The sequence below is a fragment of the Peptoclostridium sp. genome, from assembly GCF_009881055.1.
In the GTDB taxonomy this organism is placed as follows: Bacteria; Bacillota; Clostridia; order Peptostreptococcales; family Peptostreptococcaceae; genus Peptoclostridium_A.
In genome coordinates this window covers 1-22,292 of the sequence record NZ_WXFG01000004.1, presented here as the reverse complement: position 1 = coordinate 22,292, position 22,292 = coordinate 1, and the positions used below count along the sequence as shown (strand labels likewise).

18 protein-coding genes are annotated in these 22,292 nt (G+C 46.6%); 7 read left to right on the top strand and 11 right to left on the bottom strand.

Annotated elements, in window-relative coordinates; genetic code table 11:
* Positions 1-402: 402 nt before the first annotated feature.
* The 3 genes from hprK to GT589_RS00510 are packed head-to-tail and all read right to left on the bottom strand — an operon-like array spanning position 403 to position 3,417.
* Entirely contained in the window at positions 403-1,329 is a 927-nt protein-coding gene (hprK, locus tag GT589_RS00520; protein WP_293394342.1) for an HPr(Ser) kinase/phosphatase, read from the bottom strand.
* On the bottom strand, positions 1,316-3,139 hold the full coding sequence (uvrC, locus tag GT589_RS00515; RefSeq protein WP_293394339.1) for an excinuclease ABC subunit UvrC: 1,824 nt from the start codon (positions 3,137-3,139) through the stop codon (positions 1,316-1,318). The genes hprK and uvrC overlap by 14 nt, the downstream gene beginning before the upstream one ends.
* Before the next feature lie 26 nt (positions 3,140-3,165).
* Positions 3,166-3,417 (bottom strand): TM1266 family iron-only hydrogenase system putative regulator, encoded by a 252-nt coding sequence (locus GT589_RS00510; protein WP_293394336.1) that lies wholly within the window; start codon positions 3,415-3,417, stop codon positions 3,166-3,168.
* Between the two features lie 406 nt (positions 3,418-3,823).
* Here GT589_RS00510 and hydE point away from each other — a divergent pair, with 406 nt between their 5' ends.
* The 4 genes from hydE (at position 3,824) to GT589_RS00490 (ending at position 7,777) form a co-directional block, all read left to right on the top strand.
* A complete protein-coding gene (gene hydE, locus GT589_RS00505) occupies positions 3,824-4,852 on the top strand; it encodes a [FeFe] hydrogenase H-cluster radical SAM maturase HydE (RefSeq protein WP_293394333.1) in 1,029 nt (342 codons plus the stop codon).
* A 71-nt stretch (positions 4,853-4,923) separates the two neighbouring features.
* Positions 4,924-6,348: a [FeFe] hydrogenase H-cluster radical SAM maturase HydG gene (hydG, locus tag GT589_RS00500; protein ID WP_442952071.1), complete on the top strand. Its 1,425-nt coding sequence runs from the start codon at positions 4,924-4,926 to the stop codon at positions 6,346-6,348.
* 21 nt (positions 6,349-6,369) lie between these two features.
* Positions 6,370-7,560, top strand: a complete 1,191-nt coding sequence (gene hydF / locus GT589_RS00495; protein WP_293394327.1) for a [FeFe] hydrogenase H-cluster maturation GTPase HydF — start codon at positions 6,370-6,372, stop codon at positions 7,558-7,560.
* Between the two features lie 88 nt (positions 7,561-7,648).
* Positions 7,649-7,777, top strand: a complete 129-nt coding sequence (locus tag GT589_RS00490) for a hypothetical protein (RefSeq protein ID WP_293394324.1) — start codon at positions 7,649-7,651, stop codon at positions 7,775-7,777.
* Between the two features lie 51 nt (positions 7,778-7,828).
* On the opposite strand, the gene uvrA is transcribed toward GT589_RS00490, so the two are convergent.
* The 6 genes from uvrA to ftsE all read right to left on the bottom strand — a co-directional run bounded on the left by uvrA (position 7,829) and on the right by ftsE (position 16,633).
* Positions 7,829-10,654 (bottom strand): excinuclease ABC subunit UvrA, encoded by a 2,826-nt coding sequence (uvrA, locus tag GT589_RS00485; protein WP_293394321.1) that lies wholly within the window; start codon positions 10,652-10,654, stop codon positions 7,829-7,831.
* Position 10,655: 1 nt separating this feature from the next.
* Complete coding sequence (gene uvrB / locus GT589_RS00480) at positions 10,656-12,620, bottom strand: excinuclease ABC subunit UvrB (protein WP_293394318.1); 1,965 nt, start codon at positions 12,618-12,620, stop codon at positions 10,656-10,658.
* A gap of 105 nt (positions 12,621-12,725) precedes the next feature.
* Positions 12,726-13,883 (bottom strand): S41 family peptidase, encoded by a 1,158-nt coding sequence (locus GT589_RS00475; RefSeq protein WP_293394316.1) that lies wholly within the window; start codon positions 13,881-13,883, stop codon positions 12,726-12,728.
* Positions 13,884-13,926: 43 nt separating this feature from the next.
* Positions 13,927-15,045 carry a murein hydrolase activator EnvC family protein gene (locus GT589_RS00470; protein ID WP_293394313.1) on the bottom strand — a complete coding sequence of 373 codons (1,119 nt, stop codon included), beginning with the start codon at positions 15,043-15,045 and terminating at the stop codon, positions 13,927-13,929.
* A gap of 12 nt (positions 15,046-15,057) precedes the next feature.
* Positions 15,058-15,948: a permease-like cell division protein FtsX gene (ftsX, locus tag GT589_RS00465; protein WP_293394310.1), complete on the bottom strand. Its 891-nt coding sequence runs from the start codon at positions 15,946-15,948 to the stop codon at positions 15,058-15,060.
* On the bottom strand, positions 15,941-16,633 hold the full coding sequence (gene ftsE, locus GT589_RS00460) for a cell division ATP-binding protein FtsE (protein ID WP_442952070.1): 693 nt from the start codon (positions 16,631-16,633) through the stop codon (positions 15,941-15,943). The genes ftsX and ftsE overlap by 8 nt, the downstream gene beginning before the upstream one ends.
* 207 nt (positions 16,634-16,840) lie before the next feature.
* On the opposite strand from ftsE, the gene GT589_RS00455 reads away from it, so the two are divergent.
* Both GT589_RS00455 and GT589_RS00450 read left to right on the top strand, forming a co-directional pair.
* Complete coding sequence (locus tag GT589_RS00455) at positions 16,841-17,428, top strand: 5-formyltetrahydrofolate cyclo-ligase (protein WP_293394305.1); 588 nt, start codon at positions 16,841-16,843, stop codon at positions 17,426-17,428.
* A gap of 22 nt (positions 17,429-17,450) precedes the next feature.
* Complete coding sequence (locus GT589_RS00450; RefSeq protein WP_293394302.1) at positions 17,451-17,903, top strand: universal stress protein; 453 nt, start codon at positions 17,451-17,453, stop codon at positions 17,901-17,903.
* An 86-nt stretch (positions 17,904-17,989) separates the two neighbouring features.
* Here the strand turns inward: GT589_RS00450 and GT589_RS00445 are convergent, their stop codons facing one another.
* Both GT589_RS00445 and GT589_RS00440 read right to left on the bottom strand, forming a co-directional pair.
* Positions 17,990-20,488 (bottom strand): Lon protease family protein, encoded by a 2,499-nt coding sequence (locus tag GT589_RS00445; RefSeq protein ID WP_293394299.1) that lies wholly within the window; start codon positions 20,486-20,488, stop codon positions 17,990-17,992.
* A gap of 72 nt (positions 20,489-20,560) precedes the next feature.
* Complete coding sequence (locus tag GT589_RS00440) at positions 20,561-21,241, bottom strand: Crp/Fnr family transcriptional regulator (RefSeq protein ID WP_293394296.1); 681 nt, start codon at positions 21,239-21,241, stop codon at positions 20,561-20,563.
* Positions 21,242-21,423: 182 nt separating this feature from the next.
* On the opposite strand from GT589_RS00440, the gene GT589_RS00435 reads away from it, so the two are divergent.
* Positions 21,424-22,167, top strand: a complete 744-nt coding sequence (locus GT589_RS00435) for an ATP-binding protein (protein ID WP_293394293.1) — start codon at positions 21,424-21,426, stop codon at positions 22,165-22,167.
* Positions 22,168-22,292: the final 125 nt, after the last annotated feature.

Sequence of the window (22,292 nt, the reverse complement as noted above, 5' to 3'; positions counted from 1 at the left end):
TATGAACTTTATGAAAAGCTTTTCCTAAATTATATCAAACATATAACAATAAAACAACATCGAAACGACATTTTTATTAATTTTTTAACATGATTTTCGCCTAATAATTGCCGTTTTTTTACATCCGTCGCTCTCACCGCGATTAATTTGTCTGAATTTTCAAAATAAAACAGCGCCTGTTTTTTTCTCCATACATATTGAAAAAACTTATAGTCAGAAAAAAGACCCTTGCAAAAGGGTCTTTTTTCTGCGCATTTTTTGTTTTTTTACATCTGCCTTTTTGTGAATTTAATAATTATGCAGCGTCGCCATAATGTGAATTTAATAACAACTTACTGTTTCTAGCTATTCTAGTCTGATTGACGGTAATATTTATTCATCAGTATTACTCGTTTATTCATATCAGTCACTGAGCTTTTTTAGCAGTTTTTCGTTGAATATTTTTGCTGCATTATAGCCCATGTTTTTCTGCCTGTAATTTTTGGCTGCAACCTCTATTATCATAGCAAGGTTCCTTCCTGGTTTTACAGGTATCACAATCTTTTCAACCGGCACATCAAGCAGCGTCATATACTCCTCATCAATTCCCAGCCTGTCGTAATACTTGCCTTCCTCCCAGTATTCGAGCTCCGCTATCATCTCCACAACCTTGTTTGTCCTTATGGCTCCCACACCATAAAGGTTTTTGATGTCGAGTATTCCAACTCCTCTTATCTCCATGAGGTACTTTAAAATATCGGGCGCCTCACCTACAAGCATATCATCCTCTATCCTCCTGATTTCAACCGCATCATCCGCCACAAGCCTGTGGCCCCGCTTTACAAGCTCAAGCGCTGTCTCGGACTTCCCAACACCGCTTTTGCCAATCAGCAGCACGCCTATGCCGTATATGTCAACGAGCACACCGTGGACTGTTTTTGAAGGTGCCAGCCTCTCGCTGAGGTAGCCTGAAGCCTTGTTTATGAATTTCGTCGTAGACATTTGTGACCTTATTATTATCCTGTTGTACTTTTTCGCCATATTGATGGTATCGTCGCTGAAATCCAGTCCCCTGGCAAGCACGAGCACTGGAATCTCGTAGGAAAACAGCTTCTCCAGGCGCCTTAGCCTGGTGTCCCTGTCCAGAGTGCTGAAATAGTCGTGCTCCCCCTTGCCTATGACCTGAACCCTGTCGTATGCAAAATGCTCAAAGAAGCCTGCAAACTGAAGCGCAGGCCTGTTGATGTCTGATAAAATTATTTCATAGTCGGTATCCTCACCCTTGTGAACAACCTCCAGCTCGAGCTCTTCTATGAACCTGCTTACGCTTACTTTTTTATCCTCTACCAATTTGTTTCCCCTCCCTGAAAAACATATATATCCTCTCGGCAACCTCCGGACTTATCCCTGAAACCGTCTTCAAATCCTCAAGCTTGGCATTTCTAATATTCTCTACCGACTTGAAGTGTGAGATCAGCAGCAGCTTTCGTTTTTCTCCTACTCCGGCTATCTCGTCGAGCACTGACTTTTTAAGCTTGCTGTGCCTTAGAGATCTGTGATAGTCAATTGCAAATCTGTGCGCTTCATCCTGTATGGCGCATATGAACCTGTAGAGCTGTGATGAACGCTTGAGCTCTATTTCTCTTTCGAGGCTGACAAGTCCCTTCGTCCTGTGCTTGTCGTCCTTGTACATCCCCCACACAGGGATATCCTCTCCAAGCTCCAGCAGCAGCCTGCTGACAGCTCCCACCTGTCCTTTTCCTCCGTCGATTAGCATGAGCTCCGGGCGGACGCTCCACTTTTTGAGCCGCCTTAAGACTATCTCGTAGAGTGACGAGTAGTCGTCAGCCCCTTGTACCGTCTTTATCCTGAAGCGCCTGTACTCCTTGGCATCTTTTCTCCCTTGGGTGAATACGACCATGGATCCGACTGAATCCACACCCTGTATGTTGGATATGTCAAACGCCTCTATTCTTTTTGGTGTTTTATCGAGCCCCAATAGTCTTTTCAGATCATCCAGCAATTCACTTGAATCCTTGAGTTTGCTTATATTCGAGAACTTTTCAGCAGATTCCCTGGCATTTTTCTTTACCATTTCAATCATTTCACGCTTTTCGCCTTTTTGTGGGACCTTTATGTGGACCTTCTGCCCCCTTATTCCCTCTAGCCAGCTTTCCAGCACCTCATCCTCGCCCGTCTCGCTCTCTAGCAATAGCTCCCTTGGAATGAAGCCCTGGTAGGAGTAGAAGTGCTTGATGAAGGAGGAGAGAACCTCCCCCTTTTGCGCCTCAAGGACATCCTCCACAATGAAGTGCTCCCTGCCCATTATTCTGCCTTCTCTCACGAAAAACACCTGTATGCATGCATTGCCCTCATAGAAATAGGTTGCAATGAAATCCTGGTCCACCGAGCTCTTCGACACTATCTTCTGCCTCTGTGTCAGTATCCTTATGCTGCCAATCTTGTCACGGAAGTATGCCGCCTTTTCAAAATCGAGCCTTTCCGCAGCAGCCTGCATCTGCTCCTCTATGGATTCTATGAGCGCCTCGCTCTTCCCCGACAGGAACATGACTATCTCGTCTATCATCTGCATGTATTGCTCTTTTGCATCTATTCCCCTGCAGGGCCCGGTGCATTTGCCTATGTCATAGTTGAGGCAGGGCCGATCTCCTCGCTGGATCATGCGTTTTATGTCGTTCTTGCACTTCCTTATGGGATATATCCTCCTTATGAGGCTTATTACATCGTTGACGGCTCCTTCGCTTGTGTAAGGACCGAAATACTTCGCTCCGTCATCTCTCATGCTCCTAACCTTCAGCACCCTTGGGTATTCCTCGTTGACGCTCACCTTTATGAAAGGATATGTCTTGTCGTCGCGGAATATTATATTGTATTTAGGCCTGTGCTTTTTTATGAGGTTGCACTCGAGTATGAGAGCCTCGAGTTCTGAATCCGTCATGATATACTCGAATTCACTTATGTTGCCCACCATGGCCTCGACCTTGGGGCTGCTCTTTCCGTGCGAGCCAAAATACTGCCTCACCCTGTTTTTGAGCGACTTGGCCTTGCCTATATATATTATGTGTCCCGCTGAATCCTTCATGATGTATACTCCCGGAGAATCCGGAAGCATGGAAAGCTGTTTTTTTATGTCGAACATCCGCCACACCTCTTGCAACGCTTTTTCTATTTTTTAGTAAGGGCACTTTTCACCATGACGCCTTCAAGCTTGCCCAGCTTGCCCGCCATTGCGCCTATCTCGTCTGTCGTCCCGTCCACTATTATCGATATTACATTGACGTGCTTTTCCTTATATGGTATCCCCATCCTGCCTACTATCACATCTGAATATTCGCTTAGTATTGCATTGGCTCTTTGCACGCTGTCCTTGTTTTCAATTATTATGGCCACTGCCCCAATTCTCTTTTCAAGTTCCATGTATATCACCCTTTTGCTTTACATAATTAATTTATACTTATATTGTCAGCCTTATATGTCCATAAATCAACATTTTTTTGCTTGTTCGTATTTGATAAATTTTTGATAAAATTGTAGACACGTCATATCTTTTTTTGTATAATTTCATTAATCACAAAAACAAGCTCTGCCGGTTTGGCGATGACAGCCCGGGAGACCTTTCTAAAAAGAATACCTGATTGCAAGGATTTTCCGAGCAAAAGGGGAAGTCGCATAAAGTATGATTTTTCTGTATCATGATGCCATCCACATTGACGCCTATGCGCTTTTGTGAAAAATGTATCATGTGCAGAGTGATGATTTACATACTCGGCTTTCTCCTTGGAGAAAGCTTTTTTTATTGTTTATTTCCGGACAGGAGGCGCTTATGGATACAAGGGCTATTATAGACCTAATAACAGAGACTTCAAGTGCAACTCAGGAACAACTGGTTACCATTCTCGGTTCTTCTGAAGACGAATATCTCTTTGAAAGAGCCAACGAAATAAGAAAGCAGTATTTCGGAAATGAGGTCCACCTGCGCGGCATAATAGAATTCTCCAACTACTGTCGCTGCGGCTGCCTCTACTGCGGCCTGCAGGTGCAAAACAACTCCGTTGAAAGATACCGGATGGAACCCGACGAAATAATCGAAAATGCAAGACAGGCATACGAAGTCGGCTACAGAAGCCTCGTACTTCAGTCCGGGGAGGACCCATACTACACAGCCGATATGATATCCTACATCGTAAAGGAAATAAAGAAAATCGGCGACATAGCTATAACACTTAGCGCCGGCGAGAGGGAATACAGCGAATACGCCCAGTGGATCAAGGATGGCGCCGACAGATATCTTTTAAAGCACGAGACAGCCGACGAGAAAATTTACGACAGGCTCCACCCTCACTCGAGCTTCAATACGCGGCTGCAGTGCCTCCAATGGCTCAAAGAGCTTGGATATCAAACTGGAAGCGGCTTTATGATAGGACTTCCCGGCCAGACCCTGGAGACAATAGCAAAGGACATACTCCTGCTCAAGGAGCTTGATATTGAAATGGCCGGAATAGGGCCTTTCATCCCTCACCCCAGCACAGAACTGAGGGATGCGCAGACGGGAAGCAGCCTGCTTACGCTCAAGGCTGTAGCCCTGACAAGGATACTCTTAAAGCGCCCACACCTTCCCACAACCACGGCTCTTGAAGTATCTACAGGCACAAACGCATTTAACGCTGGGGCAAACGTTATAATGAGAAAAATAGAGCCCCACAAATACAGAAGGCTTTACGACATATATCCAAAACCTCTAAAAAATGAAAAAAGCCTCCTCGAAGAACGCCACGAGGTGGAAACCTACATTGAAAGCTTCGGGCGCTACGTTTCAGACACCAGAGGCGATGCTGTTGAGCATAAGGCTTAATGTAAGGAGTTAAAAAAAGCAAGTTTACAATTCATATGCAGTTAACTTTAGTATGGGAGGAATTTATAATGATGAAAGAATTTAAAGAGTTCAAGGCCGAAGAATTCATAGTAGATTCGGAAATAAGAGAATCCATGGATTTTGGAAAAGAGATGTCAAAGGACAAGACTTATGTTGATGAGCTTCTTAAAAAGGCGAAAGAAGCCAAAGGCCTTACACACAAAGAAGCAGCTGTGCTTCTAAATGTGACTGATCCTGAAATACTAGATGATATGTTCAAGACTGCAAAACACATCAAAGAGACTATATATGGAAAAAGAATAGTGCTTTTTGCTCCTCTGTATGTCAGCAACTACTGCGTAAACAACTGCGCATACTGCGGCTACAGCCACAAAAACTGCCAGCTTCAAAGAAGAAAGCTCAGCATGGATGAGATCGAGGAAGAGGTAAGAATACTAGAATCACTCGGCCACAAAAGAATAGTACTCGAGGCGGGCGAGGATGATGTAAACTGTCCTCTTGACTACGTCCTTGACAGCATCAAGAAGATATACTCACTAAAATTCGACAACGGAGCCATAAGAAGAATCAACATAAACATTGCAGCTACAACAGTTGAAAACTACAGAAAGCTCATGGAGGCTGAGATAGGAACTTATACTCTCTTCCAGGAGACATACCACAAGCCGACATACGAAAGGCTTCATCCGCAGGGACCTAAGCATGACTACAACTGGCATACTACTGCTATGGACAGGGCCATGCAGGGAGGAGTTGAGGATGTAGGAGTAGGTGTTCTTTACGGACTTTACGATCACGTATATGACACAATAGCAATGATAATGCATGCCGAGCACCTTGACTCGACTTACGGAGTGGGCCCTCACACAGTATCAGTGCCAAGACTTAAGCCTGCTGCAGGAATGAGCATCGAGGACTACCCTCATATGGTTTCCGACAATGACTTCAAGAAAATAATCGCCGTACTAAGGCTTTCAGTACCATACACTGGCATGATACTTTCAACAAGAGAAACTGCGGCCTTCAGGAAAGAAGCCATGGATCTTGGAATATCACAGATAAGTGCCGGCTCTTGCACAGGTGTTGGCGGCTACAGGGAAGAATATTCTGATGACGGAAAGAGGGATACTCCTCAGTTCGAGGTTGGAGACCACAGATCACCAGCAGAAGTGCTGAAGGACCTCTGCAAGGACGGCTACATCCCAAGCTACTGCACCGCATGCTACAGGGAAGGCAGAACGGGCGAACGCTTCATGCCCCTTGCAAAATCAGGCCAGATACACAACGTATGCCTGCCAAATGCACTGCTCACATTCAAGGAATACCTGCTTGACTATGCTGACGAAGAGCTAATAGAGCTTGGCGAAGCACTTATCGAAAAATCAATCGAGGACATTCCTAATCCGGCAGCAAAGGACGCAGCAAAGAGATACCTAGAAAGACTCAAAGCAGGAGAAAGAGACCTGAGATTCTAATAATGGGGAAGGGAGATACAAATGCAAAGCACTCCTAAAGCTAACAGACTCCATATAGCAATATTCGGCAAGCGAAACGCCGGCAAGTCAAGCCTGATAAACGCTCTCACAGGCCAGGACATGGCGCTCGTCTCTGACCACGCCGGTACAACAACCGACCCGGTATACAAGGCCATGGAGCTTCTTCCGCTAGGTCCTGTCATGATAATAGACACAGCGGGTCTTGACGATGTCGGGGATGTCGGAAAGCTCAGAATCAAGAAGACCCACGAGATAATGGACAAGACAGACCTTGCTCTGCTGGTTTTCGATGCTGCCGAAACTGACTTTTCCTTTGAAAAAGGCATACACGAGGAACTGTCCAGACGCAATCTCCCTGTCATAGGGGTTGTAAACAAGATTGACCTGGCTGACGTGGATATATTCAAATATGAAAAGGAACTTGGCATACCCTTTGTCAAGGTCAGCTCAAAGCTTGGCGAAAATATAGATATACTCAAAAGAGCCATACAGATAAATGCTCCTTCGGACTACGAACGCGAGTCGATTGTGGGTGACATACTCCCACCAAAGGCTCTGGTGCTGCTTGTTGCTCCTCAGGACATACAGGCTCCCAAGGGAAGGCTAATACTGCCACAGGTTCAGACCATAAGGGACCTGCTCGACCATGACGCCATGACTGTGACAGTAAAAGGCAGCGAGCTTGAAGATGTCCTGGCCTGCCTCGGGCGAAAACCCGACCTTGTAATAACCGACTCGCAGATATTTGCAAGCGTAAGCAAAATTATACCTGATGAGGTTCCCTTGACTTCCTTTTCAATACTAATGGCAAGATACAAGGGCGACCTCGAGATGCTCGTTAGCGGAGCCCGGGCTATAGACACCCTCAAGGCGGGCGACAAGGTGCTCATAGCAGAGGCCTGCACCCACCATGCCCTCGAAGGCGACATTGGCAAGGAAAAGCTGCCAAGATGGCTCAGAGAGAAAACAGGCGTCGACCTTGACATCGTTCACAAGGCCGGTGTGGATTTTGGAGAAGATCTTAAGCAGTACGCTCTAATACTCCACTGCGGCGCCTGCATGTTCAACAGGAAGCAGATGCTTACACGGACACTCAAGGCCCAGTCGCAGAGCGTGCCTATAACAAACTACGGAGTTGCCATTGCCCATTTGAACGGAATACTAGAAAGGGTAACGAGGATGTTTCTGTAGAAGTATGTGTTTATAAACTCCTTTATGTGGTATAATGAGATATAATAGCCTGAGCTATTATTACATCTAAGGAGTGTGGTTTTTAGCTATGTCTAGTAGCGACAAGTCGGTCCCGCGGCGAATTAATGATTTTTCAGAGCTCAAAGGAATATCGGCATGTGTTTCACTTTTGATGGTAATGTACATCATATCAAGCTTCATAACTAAAGTCGTGTAAAAAGTCGCCTTAAGCTTTAAGGCGACTTCTTTATTTTACAAGAGCATTATTTTACAAGAGCTTTTTGAGGAATGCTCCCGTGTATGATTTTTTGTTTTTTGCAATTTCCTCGGGTGTTCCCTGCCCTATTATATAGCCTCCCTTGTCTCCTCCGTCAGGTCCTAGGTCTATTATGTGGTCGGCAGTCTTTATTACGTCCAGGTTGTGCTCTATTACGAGCACACTATTGCCTGCATCCACGAGCTTTTGGAGCATGTCTATCAGCCTGTCGACATCTGCCATGTGCAAGCCAGTTGTAGGCTCATCAAGGATGTAGAGCGTCTTTCCTGTTGATCTCTTGCTGAGCTCTGTGGCGAGCTTTATCCTTTGCGCCTCTCCGCCGGAGAGTTGCGTGGACGGCTGTCCCAGCTTGATATAGCCGAGTCCCACGTCCATCAACGTTTGCATCTTTCTACTTATCGACGGTATGCTCGAGAAGAATTCAAGCGCTTCCTCGACGTTCATGTCTAGCACGTCGGCTATGCTCTTGCCCTTGTACTTGACCTGAATCGTCTCCCTATTGTATCTGCTGCCCTTGCAGATCTCACACGGAATATATACATCCGGCAGGAAGTGCATTTCGATTTTTATTATGCCGTCACCTTTGCAGGCTTCGCATCTTCCACCTTTGATATTGAAGCTGAACCTGCCCTTGCCGTAGCCTCTTGCCTTGGATTCCTGCGTGGATGCAAATACGTCACGTATGCTGTCGAATACACCCGTGTAGGTGGCCGGATTCGACCGTGGCGTTCTCCCTATAGGCGACTGGTCTATGTCTATGACCTTGTCAATGTGCTCAAGCCCAGCTATTGAATCGTGGTCTCCCGGCCTTGCCTTGAGCCTCTGAGTCTTTGCAGCTACGCCCTTGAAGAGTATCTCGTTTATGAGCGAGCTTTTCCCCGAACCAGAGACGCCAGTGACGCAAGTGAACACGCCAAGGGGTATGTCGACATCTATGTCCTTGAGGTTGTTTTCCCTCGCACCTTTGATTGTTATCGACTTATCTCCCGGCTGCCTTCTGCTCTGCGGGACTGGTATAGCCCTTTTTCCACTGAGGTATTGTCCTGTTATCGACCTTTCACAGGCCATTATGTCTTCTATTGTTCCAGCGGCTACAATCTCGCCCCCGTGAACTCCTGCACCCGGACCTATGTCAACGATGTAATCCGCCGCGTGAATTGTGTCCTCATCGTGCTCCACGACTATGAGCGTGTTCCCAAGATCCGTAAGGTCCCTGAGAGTAGCAAGCAGCCTGTCGTTGTCCCTCTGGTGAAGTCCTATGCTGGGCTCGTCAAGCACATAAAGCACCCCCATAAGCGAAGCTCCTATCTGCGTTGCAAGCCTTATCCTCTGCGATTCTCCACCAGAAAGCGTTCCCGAAGTCCTCGAAAGCGTCAGGTATTCGAGTCCCACGTCCTTTAAAAATTTCAGTCTGGCTTTTATCTCTTTGAGTATGTCTCTGCCAATGAATTTTTGCTTGTCTGTAAGCGGCGCGCTTTCCAGATAGTCGTACAGAGCATTTACCGACATGCTGGTCAGCTGTGATATATTCCTGCCGTCTATTAGCACCGAGAGACTCTCTTCCTTGAGCCTTGTTCCGCCACACTTTTGGCACGGAGTTTCACTCATATACTCCTCAATTTTTTCCCTCATGTAGTCGGAATTTGTCTCACGATATCTCCTCTCGAGGTTGTTTATGACCCCCTCGAACCTCGCGCTGTATGTCCTGTAGCCTCCGAACTTACTTTCATATTCGAAGGATACATTCTTGTCGTCTCCATAGAGCAATTTTTCCACAAAATCGGAATCGAGCTCTTTAAACGGCACATCCAGAGACTGACCGTGATTTTTTGCCAAGCCGTCTATCATCTTGAAGTAGTAGGTATCCTCTGAACCGGCGCCGCTTGATGCCCATGCCGCAACAGCCCCTTCTCGTATGGTAAGATCCTCGTTGGGAACTACCAGCTTAGGGTCCACACTTTTGAGGGAACCGAGCCCGTTGCAATCTGGGCAGGCCCCAAACGGGGAGTTGAAAGAGAACATCCTAGGTGAAAGCTCCTCTATTCCTATACCGTGCTCTATGCATGCAAATCTGGTTGAAAACATTTGGGGCTGAGAGTCTATGATGTCAATTAGCACAAGCCCGTCTGCGAGCTTGAGTGACGTCTCTGCCGATTCGTAGAGCCTGCTTTCTATGCCCGGCTTTACAACCAGCCTGTCAACGACTACATCTATGCTATGCTTTTTGTTCTTGTCCAGCTCTATTTCATCGTCTACTTGGTACACCTCTCCGTTCACTCTTATCCTTACAAACCCGTCCTTTTTGATGCTTTCAATGAGCTTCTCATGTCTTCCCTTCTTGCCGCGTATTACAGGGGCCATTACCTGTATCTTCGTTCCCTCTGGAAGCTCCATTAACTTGTCTACTATCTGCTCTATCGTCATCTGGCTAATCTTCTTTTTGCACACCGGGCAGTGCGGCTCACCTATTCGCGCATAGAGAAGCCTCATGTAGTCGTATATCTCTGTTACCGTTCCCACTGTCGATCTTGGATTTTTCGACGTAGTCTTCTGGTCTATCGATATCGCAGGCGAGAGCCCTTCTATATACTCGACATCCGGCTTTTCCATCTGTCCAAGAAACTGCCTCGCATACGCCGAGAGACTCTCCACGTAGCGCCTCTGGCCTTCAGCGTATATTGTGTCAAAAGCAAGAGATGACTTTCCCGAGCCCGAAAGTCCCGTGAACACTACCAGCTTGTTTCTTGGTATCTCGAGGTCAACGTTCTTGAGATTGTGCTCCTTTGCTCCCTTTATTATGATTTTTCTCTCGTCCATATTATCTCCTTTTTATCTTCTTCTCTATGGCGGCTATCTTGTCTCTGAGCTGGGCTGCAATCTCAAACTCCAGCAGCTTTGCTGCTTCTGCCATCTGCAGTCTTAGCTGTTCTAGCATTGCTTCATCATCCAGCGGCTGCGCAGCATTATATTCCTGCTCCTCCTCAGCAGCCTTCGTAGCCTCTATGACGTCCCTTATTCCCTTCTTGATGCTCCTTGGGACTATTCCATGCTCCTGGTTGTACCTTTCCTGTATGCCCCTTCTCCTGTAGGTCTCCTCTATCGCCCTTTTCATGGAATCGGTCATCTTGTCGGCATACATTATAACCTTTCCGTTCTCATGCCTGGCTGCCCTTCCTATTGTCTGTATGAGCGAGGTTTCAGACCTCAGGAAGCCTTCCTTGTCTGCATCCAGTATGGTAACAAGGGACACTTCCGGGAGGTCCAGCCCCTCTCTGAGGAGGTTTATGCCCACAAGCACGTCGTACTTGCCTGTTCTAAGGTCATGTATTATCTGAGTTCGCTCCAATGTATCCACATCGGAATGCATGTAGGTCACCTTTACGCCCGCGCTCTTCATGTAGTCCGTCAGATCCTCGGCCATCTTCTTGGTGAGCGTCGTTACTAGCACCCGCTCCTCTTTCTTCACCCTAAGGTCTATTTCGTGAAGGATGTCGTCTATCTGGCCGCTTGTAGGCCTTATCTCAATCTGTGGGTCAAGGAGTCCCGTAGGCCTTATTATCTGCTGGGCCTTAACAGTTGACCTTTCGAGCTCATAGCTCGCCGGAGTGGCGGATACAAACACCATCTGCCTGGCCATATTCTCGAATTCATCGAATGATAGAGGCCTGTTATCATAAGCAGACGGCAGTCTGAAACCATAGTCAACGAGCGCTGCCTTTCTCGCCCTGTCACCGCCGTACATAGCCCTTATCTGAGGCATCATTACGTGCGACTCGTCCGCAATTATCATAAAATCATCCGGGAAGAAGTCCATGAGCGTATAGGGACGCTCGCCCTCCTTCCTTCCTGTCAGGTGCCTCGAGTAGTTTTCTATACCCTTACAGGTGCCTATCTCTCTTAGCATCTCTATATCGTACCTGGTCCTTTGTTCTATCCTCTGTGCCTCAAGCAGCATACCGCGTTCCGTGAAGTAGCTTATGCGCTCTTCGAGTTCCTCTTCTATTGCTCCGATTGCCCTTTCGAGCTTCTGCCTGCTTGTTACGTGGTGCGACGCCGGAAATATCGATACGTGACTGCGCTTGCCCAGCACCTCGCCTGTTAGATAGTTTATTTCAGTTATCCGGTCTATCTCATCTCCGAAAAATTCTATACGTACAGCCTTCTCGTCACTGCCTGCCGGATATACCTCCAGCACATCTCCTCTGACTCTGAAAGTGCCCCTGGTAAAGCTTATGTCGTTTCTTTCATACTGTATCTGAACCAGCTTCCTAATGACCTCGTCCCTGTCCCTGTTCATGCCCGGTCTGAGCGATATCATCTGCTCCCTGTACTCCTCGGGGTCTCCAAGGCCATATATGCACGAAACAGACGCCACTATTATAACGTCTCTGCGTTCAAACAGGGCCGATGTGGCCGAGTGCCTCAGCTTGTCAATTTCGTCATTAATGGAGGAGTCCTTTTCAATGTACATGTCCGACTGTACCACGTATGCCTCCGGCTGGTAGTAGTCGTAGTAGCTCACAAAATACTCCACCGCATTCTCAGGAAAGAACTCCTTGAACTCGCCGTATAGCTGTGCCGCCAGCGTCTTGTTGTGGGCTATCACAAGCGTCGGCTTTTGAACCCGCTCTATTATGTTGGCCATTGTGAAGGTCTTGCCTGAGCCTGTGGCTCCAATTAGGGTGGAATACTTCTCACCGTCTTCTATTCCCTTTGATATCTTTTCTATAGCCTCAGGCTGATCTCCCGTGGGCTTGAAATCCGAAACAATCTTGAAATCCATTCGGCACCTCCGTCCGCTCAAACAAATGTTCTTATAAATAAAATTATATCGCTAAGGACTTCCGAGCGCAACAAAAAAGGAAGCGCCTTTGCGCTCCCCTTGAGATTACTTTATTTTGCTTTTCAGATATTCAAGCGCCCTGTCAAGCTGCTTGGTCTCGTCCTTTTCCTCTATGTCAGGCTGTATGCCCTTCTTGTTTATATATGCTCCACTAGGAGTGAAATACTGCGAAACCGTAAGCTTGTATCCTGAGCCGTCCTCAAGCGGGAACACCTGCTGTACAAGTCCCTTGCCGTATGTCTTTGTTCCAACAAGTATGCCGGCCTTGTTGTCCTTTATTGCGCCGCTTAGTATCTCTGAGGCCGATGCAGAGCCTCCGTTTACAAGCACCGCAATAGGCAGTCCCAGCTTCCTCTCCTCGTCAGATTTGAGGTACTCCTCGCTTCCGCTTCTGTCCCTTGTGTACACTATTGTGCCCTTGCCCAGCAGCTCATCAGATATCTCCTGGCACTGGTCGAGCAGCCCGCCCGGATTGTCGCGCAGGTCTATCACAAGAGCTTTGATTCCCTTGGATTTAAGGGCATTCAAATTGGTCTTGAAATCTGCGGCTGTCTTTTCATCGAATGTAGTAATCCTGATGTAGCCTATTCCGTCTTCCTTGACTTCTGACTTGACCGTCTGAATCCTTATCTCTTCTCTTGTTATGTGTACATCGAAAGGCTCCTGCTGTCCTTCCCTTGCTATCGTTATTGTGACCTTGCTCCCGGGTTCGCCCTTCATCTTGGAGACAGCCTTGTCTATATCCTTGGAGCTTACATTCTCGCCGTCAACCTTCAATATCTTGTCTCCGGCCTTGAGTCCTGCCCTGGCTCCAGGAGTGTCCTCAATAGGAGAGACTATTGTTATAAAGCCGTCGTCCTCGGCAGACACATATACGCCTATGCCGCCGAAGCTTCCTTTGGTGTATTCCAAAAGCGCGTCAAACTCTTTTTTTGTCATGTAAGTCGAGTATGGGTCATTTAGACCTTCGAACATGCCCTTTATTGCTCCCTCCACAAGCGCGCTTTCGCTAGGATTCTTGTAGTATTCCTGCTCTATGGAGCTCTTGAGTGAGTACATCTTTTCGAACTCTTTGTACTGCTTGTATTCGTTCATTGGAACTATAGCTATCTTTCCAAACAAAGCCCCGACGTTGAGTGTCAAAAGCGAACTTACAAGTGCTATGACTAGTGCTCCGACTATTGCCTTCTTATTTGATATCATTATTTTCTCCCCTCATTATGGATGGGCGCTTCAGCTGCATTATCTATCTGACCCAACCCATTGGATCTACTGGACTTCCGTTCTTTCTTACTTCAAAGTGTATGTGAGGGCCCGTGGAAAGTCCGGTGGAGCCGCACTTTGCAATAACCTGTCCTCTTGTAACCTTGTCTCCTGTTCCTACAAGGAGTCTCGAGTTGTGACCATAGAGAGTCACTATCTTGCCGCCATGGTCAATCATTACCGTATTGCCGTATCCTCCCTGCCAGCCCGCGAAAATGACTGTTCCATCATTGGCGGCAAGCACGTTGCTGCCCGAAGGAGCACCTATGTCTATGCCGCTGTGGAATTTCTGCTTTTTGAGTATCGGATGGTTCCTGTAGCCAAAAGGCGACGTCACCCTGGTGCTCCCAGCTGAAGGCCATGCCATGGCTCCGCCTCCGTAGCTCGCCGAAGACGATTGGAGCTTTGCTATCTGTGACTGTATGCTCCTTGCGTATTCGTTGAACTTGTCTATCTCTGCCTCAATCTCTTCAGCGCTCTGTTCAAGCTCCTGCTTGTATTCCACCTGCTGTCCCCTGGAGACAGCGAGCTTAGTCTTTTCTGATTCAGCCTTGCGCTGCAGGTCAGCCAGCATTTTTTCCTTCTGCTCGAGCCCCTGCTTAACCTTCTCAACCTTCTCCCTGTCCTTCTTGAACTGCTCTATAAGCTCCTTGTCATGCTCTGCTATTCGCTTTATCATGTCCAGGTTCGACATGAACTCGCTAATGTCAGTTGAGCTAAGGAGAACCTCCATATAGTCTATGTCAGATGTCTTATACATGACCCTGAGCCTTTTTTTGAGAAGCTCCTTTTGCGCTTCAATAAGCTCCTGCAGTCTTTTCATCTCTTTTTGCTGTATGCTTATCTCGCCCTTTGTCTGCATTATCTGCGAAAAGAGCCTGTCTATCTCCTGCTCTGTCCTGTTTATCTCGTTGTTGAGCGATTCTATCTTGTCAGCGACTTTGCCCTGCTCCTTCTTGTTTGCATTCAGCTGCTGCTGCGCATTTTTCATGCTGCCCTTGGTGTCATTTAACTTCTTTTTAAGATCGTCAACCTGAGCTCCAAAAGATGTCATACTAGACATCAAAAGCATAATCGAAATGACTATGGCTATCCTTCTCAAATCGTTCCCTCCCTATACCTCAAGATGCTTTTTGAGTGATATGAGACTTCCGAGCATACCTATGCCTACACCCATAACTGCGAATATTATAACCAGGCTTGAGAATATATCGTCCAGCGACAGTACGTTGCTCATCATCGCCCAGTAGGAATTACTGTTTAGCTTGATGTAGATGTATTTGTAGCAGACGCTTATTAAGCCAAGAGAGCCAAGTGCTCCAAGGCCTCCAAGCACCATGCCCTCGACCAGGAAAGGTCCTCTTATAAACCAGTTGGTAGCCCCGATATATTTCATTATGTTTATCTCCCTGCGCCTTGCATAGAGAGCTATCTTTATTGTGTTCGATATGACAAAAAGCGATACCGACGAAAGCAGCACTATGAGCGCCAGGCCTATGTTCCTTATCCATGCTGATATCTTTATAAGCTTGTTTATTACATCCTTGTAGTACTTTATGTCCTCTACTCCCTCCAGAGACTTGAGCTGTGCAAAAACAGCGTCTGCCGATTCAAGGCTTTCGAGATTGACTATGAATGAATTCTGAAGCGAGGTTTCCATTCCCTCAAGCAGATATGCGTCCTTGCCCCATCTCTGCTGCAGCTTTACAAACGCATCCTTGCTCGATTCGAATTCTACTCCGTCAACGCCGTCAACGGCTTCAATCTCTTCCTTGACGTCATAAATCTCCTGGGTGTCCAGACCGTCCACAAGATACACCTGCATCTTGTCAAACTTGCTTTGCATCGTCATAGTGAACGAATTTATGTTGAGCACAAGTATAATTATTATGCCCAGTATGAAAAGGGATGCCGCCACAGAGCTTACCGAAGCCAGCGCCATAGGCCTGTTTCTCCATATCCCCTTTAGGCCCTCCTTGATGTTGTAAAATATGCTGCTAAACATTTTCGTAACTTCCCCTTTCTTCGTCCCTTACTATCCTGCCGCCATCGAGCTCTATTACCCTTTGCCTCATCTCATCGACCAGCTCCTTGGCGTGAGTTGCTATAAGCACTGTGGTTCCCCTTCTGTTGATGTCCTTTAGAAGTCTCATTATCTCCCAGGAGTTCTGGGGATCCAGGTTACCTGTAGGCTCGTCCGCAATCAGGAGCGCAGGCTGGTTAATTATGGCCCTGGCTATGCTTACCCTCTGCTGCTCTCCTCCGGAGAGCTCTCCCGGATATGATTTGGACTTAGAGCTAAGACCAACCATGCCGAGCACGAAAGGGACCTTTCTTCTTATCTCCTTGCCGCTATGGCCTGTTATCTCCATGGCGAATGATACGTTCTCGTATACAGTCTTGTTTGGCAGCAGCCTGAAATCCTGGAACACTACTCCCATGTTTCTCCTTAGCATCGGTATTTTTCGCTTTGAAAGTGATGTCGTCTCACGGCCGTCGATGATTATGCTGCCGCTGCTGGGCTCCTGTTCCTTGAGCAGGAGCTTTATGAATGTCGATTTGCCGGCTCCTGAAGAGCCCACGATGAACACAAACTCGCCCTTGCCTATCTCTATGTTGGCGTCTATGAGCGCCTTTTTTCCATTCTTATATTCCATGTTTACGTTTTCGAATTTAATCAATATTACCACTCCTAAAAGTTCTTTTGGCTTGACGCCATTTGATAATATATGTAGAATTTTCTGTATATTGAACTGTTTTCCTTGAAAATAGAATTAATTCGATAAATAGTGTTTTAAAATCGTTTTATTGGCAACAATTTTATTATAACAGTAAAACATGCAATTCTTCAATCTGTATAGACTGCATAGACCACTATTATTTCCGGAGGTATAATCATGATGAGCAAGTCGGAGTTCAGAAATAAAGCGATTTCAGACAGGGAAAGCCAAAGTGGCGATGAAGTGAAACTAAAGTCTCAAAAAATATTTGAAAGGCTAATATCGCTCGACAGCGTCAAAAACGCAAGGAGCATTATGACCTATATAGACTTTAGAAATGAAGTGCAGACGAGGCTGCTTATAGACTACTGCCTTTCAAACGGCAAGAATGTTGTCATACCCATTTCGGTGTTCAAAGGCAGGCAGCTGATACCTTCTCAGCTTATGGATCCAGACAAGGAGCTTCAAATTTCAAAGTTCGGACTTCTTGAGCCCAAGCCTGAATATGTAAGAGTGTTTGACAAGGAGGAGCTCGACGTTATAATAGTGCCCGGCGTGGCCTTCGACAAGTACGGCTACAGAGTCGGCTACGGTGCAGGCTTCTATGACAGGTTCCTCGCGTCAATAGATAACGAGTCCGTAGTCAAGGTAGGAGTGGCCTTCGAGCTTCAGCTTCACGATTCAGTGCCGCACGACTCATTCGATGCAACAGTTGACATCATAGTAACCGAAGACAGGATTATAGAAATTTGCAAAAAAGACTAAAAAAAACAAAGGAGGGCTCGCTGTGAATATTCTCCTTCCGTTTGACGGCTCTACTTCGTCATACAAAGCTCTGGATTACGCCAAGAAATTCGTGGAGGGCATGGCCGAATACGAATTAATCATTGTGACTGTAGAAAAGACTTTCATGCCCACTCCGCCTGAAAGGCCCTACATTGAAATCAAACCGGAAGACTTTGTAGCCGAAAAAATAAGTCATCATGAATATGGCACCATCAATCTCACTCTGCTTTCGGACGCGCTCAAATATCTTGACGGCTTCAGCCATTCCAGAATCAGGACATACGTAGGCTTTGGACATGCCGCAGACATAATACTCGAAATGAGCGAGCTCGAAAATCTGGACCTTATCATAATGTGCACGCACGGCATGGGAGCCGCCAGAAGGTTCACTCTCGGCAGCGTCACAAACAAGGTTGTCCATTACTCTGCCGCACCAATTCTTATACTCCGCTAAAACAACATGACAATGGGACGGCTATCATGAGTCAAGCTTTTCAGACTCGTGATGGCCGTCCCATTTATTTTTGTCACCTTTCCTGCTTAAAGCTTTCTTTCCTCATTCTCGTCTTCATCTTCTTCATTGTTATCGTCTTCATCCTCTCCGCCTTGCTCTATTCCCGTCTGCGGAGCCGGCTCCTGCTGCACCGTTCCCTCTGCGGCGGCTTTTTCACAAGCCTTTCCTTCCTCATCGTCTGACTCTCTGAGCCTCTTTGAAACCCTCTCGTCTATTTCTTCAATAGGAAGTCCTGTCAGTATCTCTAGTCCTTCGTCCACGTGCTCTATTGAGTATATGTGGAACACGCCCTCTCTGACTGCGTCTATTACATCCTGCCTAAGCATCAGGTTCTTGACATTTGTCTTTGGTATCAAGACTCCCTGCCTGCCTGTGAGACCTTTAATCTTGCAAACGTCAAAGAAGCCCTCTATCTTTTCATTCACACCGCCTATTGGCTGTATCTCGCCCTTCTGGCTTATGGAACCTGTGACTGCTATATACTGCTTTATCGGTATTTCTGCTATGCTGGAGATTATTACGTACAGCTCCGTACTCGAAGCGCTGTCCCCGTCTATGTGCGAGTAGGTCTGTTCGAAGGTAATGGATGTCGTGAGGGATATAGGCTTTTCCTTGCCGTACTTTTCGCCCAAATAGCCGCTGAGTATGAGTACGCCTTTATCGTGTATGCTGCCACTGTGCCTTACCTCCCTTTCTATATTTATTATGCCCGCCTTGCCCTTGTATGTGGAGGCTGTCATCCTTGCCGGTTTGCCGAAGCTGTACTCTCCGCTTCCCATAACCGTAAGTCCGTTTATCTGGCCTATCTTCTCGCCGTCTATGTCTATTAGCAGCGTGCCCTCCTCAAAGAGCTCGTTGAGCTTCTCCTCGTACTTGCTGTTTCTGTATTTCTTGCCCTCTATGGCCTTCATTACATCGGCCGCAGTCACGTATTCATTATTCTCGTCGCTGTAGGCTTCTGCCTCGTATAGTATCTCTACAACCTGGTTGAATCTGGCGCTTAGCTTCTGCTTGTCCTCGGCAATCCTGGAGCTGTACTCCACAACCATCTCAACGGCGCCCTTGTCAAAATGCTTGAGCCCGACTTCCTCGCAGTGGCTCCTTATGAATCTGGCAAGCTTTATGACGTTCTCCTCGTTTCTTTTGAACTCCACGTCAAAATCGGCCATTATCCTGAACTGCTTCCTGAACTCCTCATCGTACGCGTAAAGGAGGCTGTAGGTCATGTAGTCACCAATCAGTATTACCTTTATATCAAGCTCTATAGGGTCTGGCTTGAGAGTCGATGTGACAATATAGCCGTACTGCTTGTTGAGCGTCTCCATTGTTATGGAATCCGTCCTGAGTGCCCTTCTAAGAGCCTCCCACGCGAACGGATGAGAGAACAAATCCTTGACATCGAGTATAAGGAAACCTCCATTGGCCCTGTGCAGGGCGCCGGGCTTGAGCTGCATGAAGTTTGTGGTCATTAGGCCCATCTCGTTCTTGTACTCTATCATACCTGTGAGGTTGTAGTAGGTCGGATTGATTTCGTTGACTACAGGAAGATCCGTCTTGTCGCTGTTGTCTATGAACAGGTTCACCTGATACCTCATTAAGAATCTTCCGTCGTCCCTTTGCTGCATCATCAGGAACGGATTCGCAAGCTCCTGGCTCTTTGGCTCCTTGAACTTGTTGATGTTGTCAATTATGTCGTGCTTCATGTCATTCAGATATGAAAGCACCTTCTCGTCCTTGCCGTAATCCTCTACGAGCACCTCCATAAAGAAGCTGGCTATGCTGTCTCCCGTCCTCCTGTCCAGCTCATCCAGGCTTTCCCGGAACTGCTCCTCTAGGCTTTTTATCCTGTTGAGGTAGTCGTTAATCTCCTTGTTGAGCTGTATCGATTTTTTCTTAATTATTTCGTAGTCCTCTTCCGTCAGATTCTTGTATTCCTCGTCGGCCATAGGGGTTCCGTCTGGCCTTAGCGGTATGCTGAAAAGCCCCTGGTTTGTCTGCTGGAATACAAAGCCCTTTGTCCTGGCAAATTCGTTGAGCTCCATTAGTATGTTCTTGCTCAGCCTTTCATATCTTTGCACAATTTCCGCACTTCTGATCTCGTACTCCCTCGAAGAGAAAATCTTAGGCACTTCTTCCACAAGCTTTTCAACAGTCAGCTCCACATCTTTTTTAAAGTTCTTTCCTATGCCTGAGCTGAAAGAAAGAGCTATCGGCTCGTCCGGGGAATTGAAGTTGTATACATACACCCAATCCTTTATGCTCTTTTCCCTCTTGGCTGTGGCAACCTTCTGGACGAGTGACTTGGTGTAGCTTGTCCTGCCGGTTCCGCTAAGCCCCGCCACATACACGTTGTAGCCTTTCTTTTTTATGTTCAATCCGAAGCTCATGGCTTCAGCAGCTCTGTTTTGCCCAATTATTCCTCTAAGGGGATCCAGATCCTTTGTTGTATTGAAATTGTAATCCGAAAGGTCGCAACCGCTTTTCAAATCCTCCGGCCTGAGCTCCCATTTTTTTATGTCTATCATAAATACACCCCCATATTCAATAATTCCCGCTAGTTGTTCTTTTACCCAAAAACGACACCAGTAAAATGCATACTAGAAAAGAAAATCTTCTATTGCCTCTATGTCCATGACCTCTATATAGCCCTTGCCAAAATCAATCAGCCCTTCATCCCTCATGTTGATTAGTTCCCTTGAAAGTGACGGCCTGGGTATGCCGAAGTTTTCGGCCATGTCCCTCCTGCTTGTGGTGATTTTGAGCTTCAAGGCCTTCTGCCTTTTGTATTCCTCTATCAGGAATCTGCATATCTTCTGCCTTATTGTCTTAAGCGAGAGATTCTCCACCTTCCTGTTGAGCATTAATATCTTGTTTGAAAGCTGCGTCATGAAATTTTCAAGGAACCGCTCATCCTGCTTGCACAGGGTTATTATGTTTTCCCTGGATATGAAGAGCACTGTGGAGCTTTTCTGCGAAAGTATTGTCGCTGGATACTCCCTTTGGTTTGAAAATACAATCACCTCGCCGAATACGTCCCCTCTTGAGAGCTTCGCCAAATTGACAACCTTGCCCGATAAGTAGACCTTCTGGACAACCACGTCACCGCTCATGACTATGCCTATGCTGCTGCATTCATGCCCTTCAATGGCTATGAGCTCGCCCTTGGAGTATTTTTTCAACCTGTAATCCGACTTCGAAATCGCTTTTTCGACATCGTCTGGAGAAAACCCCCGAAAAAGCATGCTCTTTGACAGATACAGCGGAATCATCCTGTCCATAATTTCCTCCAATTTTTATTTTTGTAACTAAAGTTACTTTTTTTATACCCATTGTCCATTATAATTAAATCAAGTCAGCAGAAACTACTAAAATATAATTTTAGCCTATGTAATTTGGGAATCTATATAACAGTGTAATGGTGCAATATATGAACATATAATCGAAAGGACGGTATATTGATATGAAAAGAAAAATAATAAGCATAAACGAGGAACTTTGCAACGGGTGCGGGCTTTGCGCCTCTGCATGCCACGAGGGAGCTATACAGATGGTTGACGGCAAGGCCAGACTCATACACGACAAATACTGTGACGGGCTTGGTGACTGCCTCCCAGCATGCCCTACTAATGCAATAACAATGATAGAAAGGGATGCGGCTCCCTATGACGACGAAGCCGTAAAGGAGCTCCAGGCCAAAAAAGCAGCAGAAGCCGGTGTTAAGCCAATGCCTTGCGGCTGTCCGGGAACTATGGCCAAAAAACTTACTGTCGCCCCGGCAGCTCCAGCTGCAAAGCCGTCAGAACCTTCAGCCAGGGTTGCTTCAGAGCAAAAGTCACAGCTTTCACAGTGGCCTGTACAAATAAAGCTTGTAAACCCTGCAGCAGACTATTTCAACGGCGCCGATGTGCTAATAGCTGCTGACTGCACAGCATACGCTTACGCAGGCTTCCACAGCGATTTCATAAAGGGCAGAGTGACTCTCATAGGCTGCCCTAAGCTCGATGACAACAAATATTACGAAGACAAGCTCTCTGAGATATTCTCTATAAACGACATAAAGAGCATAACCGTTGTAAGGATGGAGGTTCCCTGCTGCTCCGGAATACTGTCCTCTGTAAAGCAGGCCATACTCAATTCCAAGAAGATAGTGCCCTACAGAGAAGTTACCGTGGCTCTCGACGGCACAATAGTATCCGACAAATAGAGTCTGTCAATAATTATGTGTATGATTCCTTAAAAAAGATATATTGTTCTATTGGATGCTTGCCTGGAAAGCTTTTAAACATGAGCCTTCCAGGCTTTTTATTACTTAAATTAAATATTTTGCCA

Excerpts from the sequence above, each read along its gene's own strand:
- uvrC (WP_293394339.1), bottom strand. The coding sequence starts at position 3,139 with ATGTTCGACATAAAAAAACAGCTTTCCATGCTTCCGGATTCTCCGGGA.
- GT589_RS00510 (WP_293394336.1), bottom strand. The coding sequence starts at position 3,417 with ATGGAACTTGAAAAGAGAATTGGGGCAGTGGCCATAATAATTGAAAAC.
- hydE (WP_293394333.1), top strand. The coding sequence starts at position 3,824 with ATGGATACAAGGGCTATTATAGACCTAATAACAGAGACTTCAAGTGCA.
- hydG (WP_442952071.1), top strand. The coding sequence starts at position 4,924 with ATGAAAGAATTTAAAGAGTTCAAGGCCGAAGAATTCATAGTAGATTCG.
- hydF (WP_293394327.1), top strand. The coding sequence starts at position 6,370 with ATGCAAAGCACTCCTAAAGCTAACAGACTCCATATAGCAATATTCGGC.
- GT589_RS00490 (WP_293394324.1), top strand. The coding sequence starts at position 7,649 with ATGTCTAGTAGCGACAAGTCGGTCCCGCGGCGAATTAATGATTTTTCA.
- uvrA (WP_293394321.1), bottom strand. The coding sequence starts at position 10,654 with ATGGACGAGAGAAAAATCATAATAAAGGGAGCAAAGGAGCACAATCTC.
- uvrB (WP_293394318.1), bottom strand. The coding sequence starts at position 12,620 with ATGGATTTCAAGATTGTTTCGGATTTCAAGCCCACGGGAGATCAGCCT.
- GT589_RS00475 (WP_293394316.1), bottom strand. The coding sequence starts at position 13,883 with ATGATATCAAATAAGAAGGCAATAGTCGGAGCACTAGTCATAGCACTT.
- ftsX (WP_293394310.1), bottom strand. The coding sequence starts at position 15,948 with ATGTTTAGCAGCATATTTTACAACATCAAGGAGGGCCTAAAGGGGATA.
- GT589_RS00455 (WP_293394305.1), top strand. The coding sequence starts at position 16,841 with ATGATGAGCAAGTCGGAGTTCAGAAATAAAGCGATTTCAGACAGGGAA.
- GT589_RS00445 (WP_293394299.1), bottom strand. The coding sequence starts at position 20,488 with ATGATAGACATAAAAAAATGGGAGCTCAGGCCGGAGGATTTGAAAAGC.
- GT589_RS00440 (WP_293394296.1), bottom strand. The coding sequence starts at position 21,241 with ATGGACAGGATGATTCCGCTGTATCTGTCAAAGAGCATGCTTTTTCGG.
- GT589_RS00435 (WP_293394293.1), top strand. The coding sequence starts at position 21,424 with ATGAAAAGAAAAATAATAAGCATAAACGAGGAACTTTGCAACGGGTGC.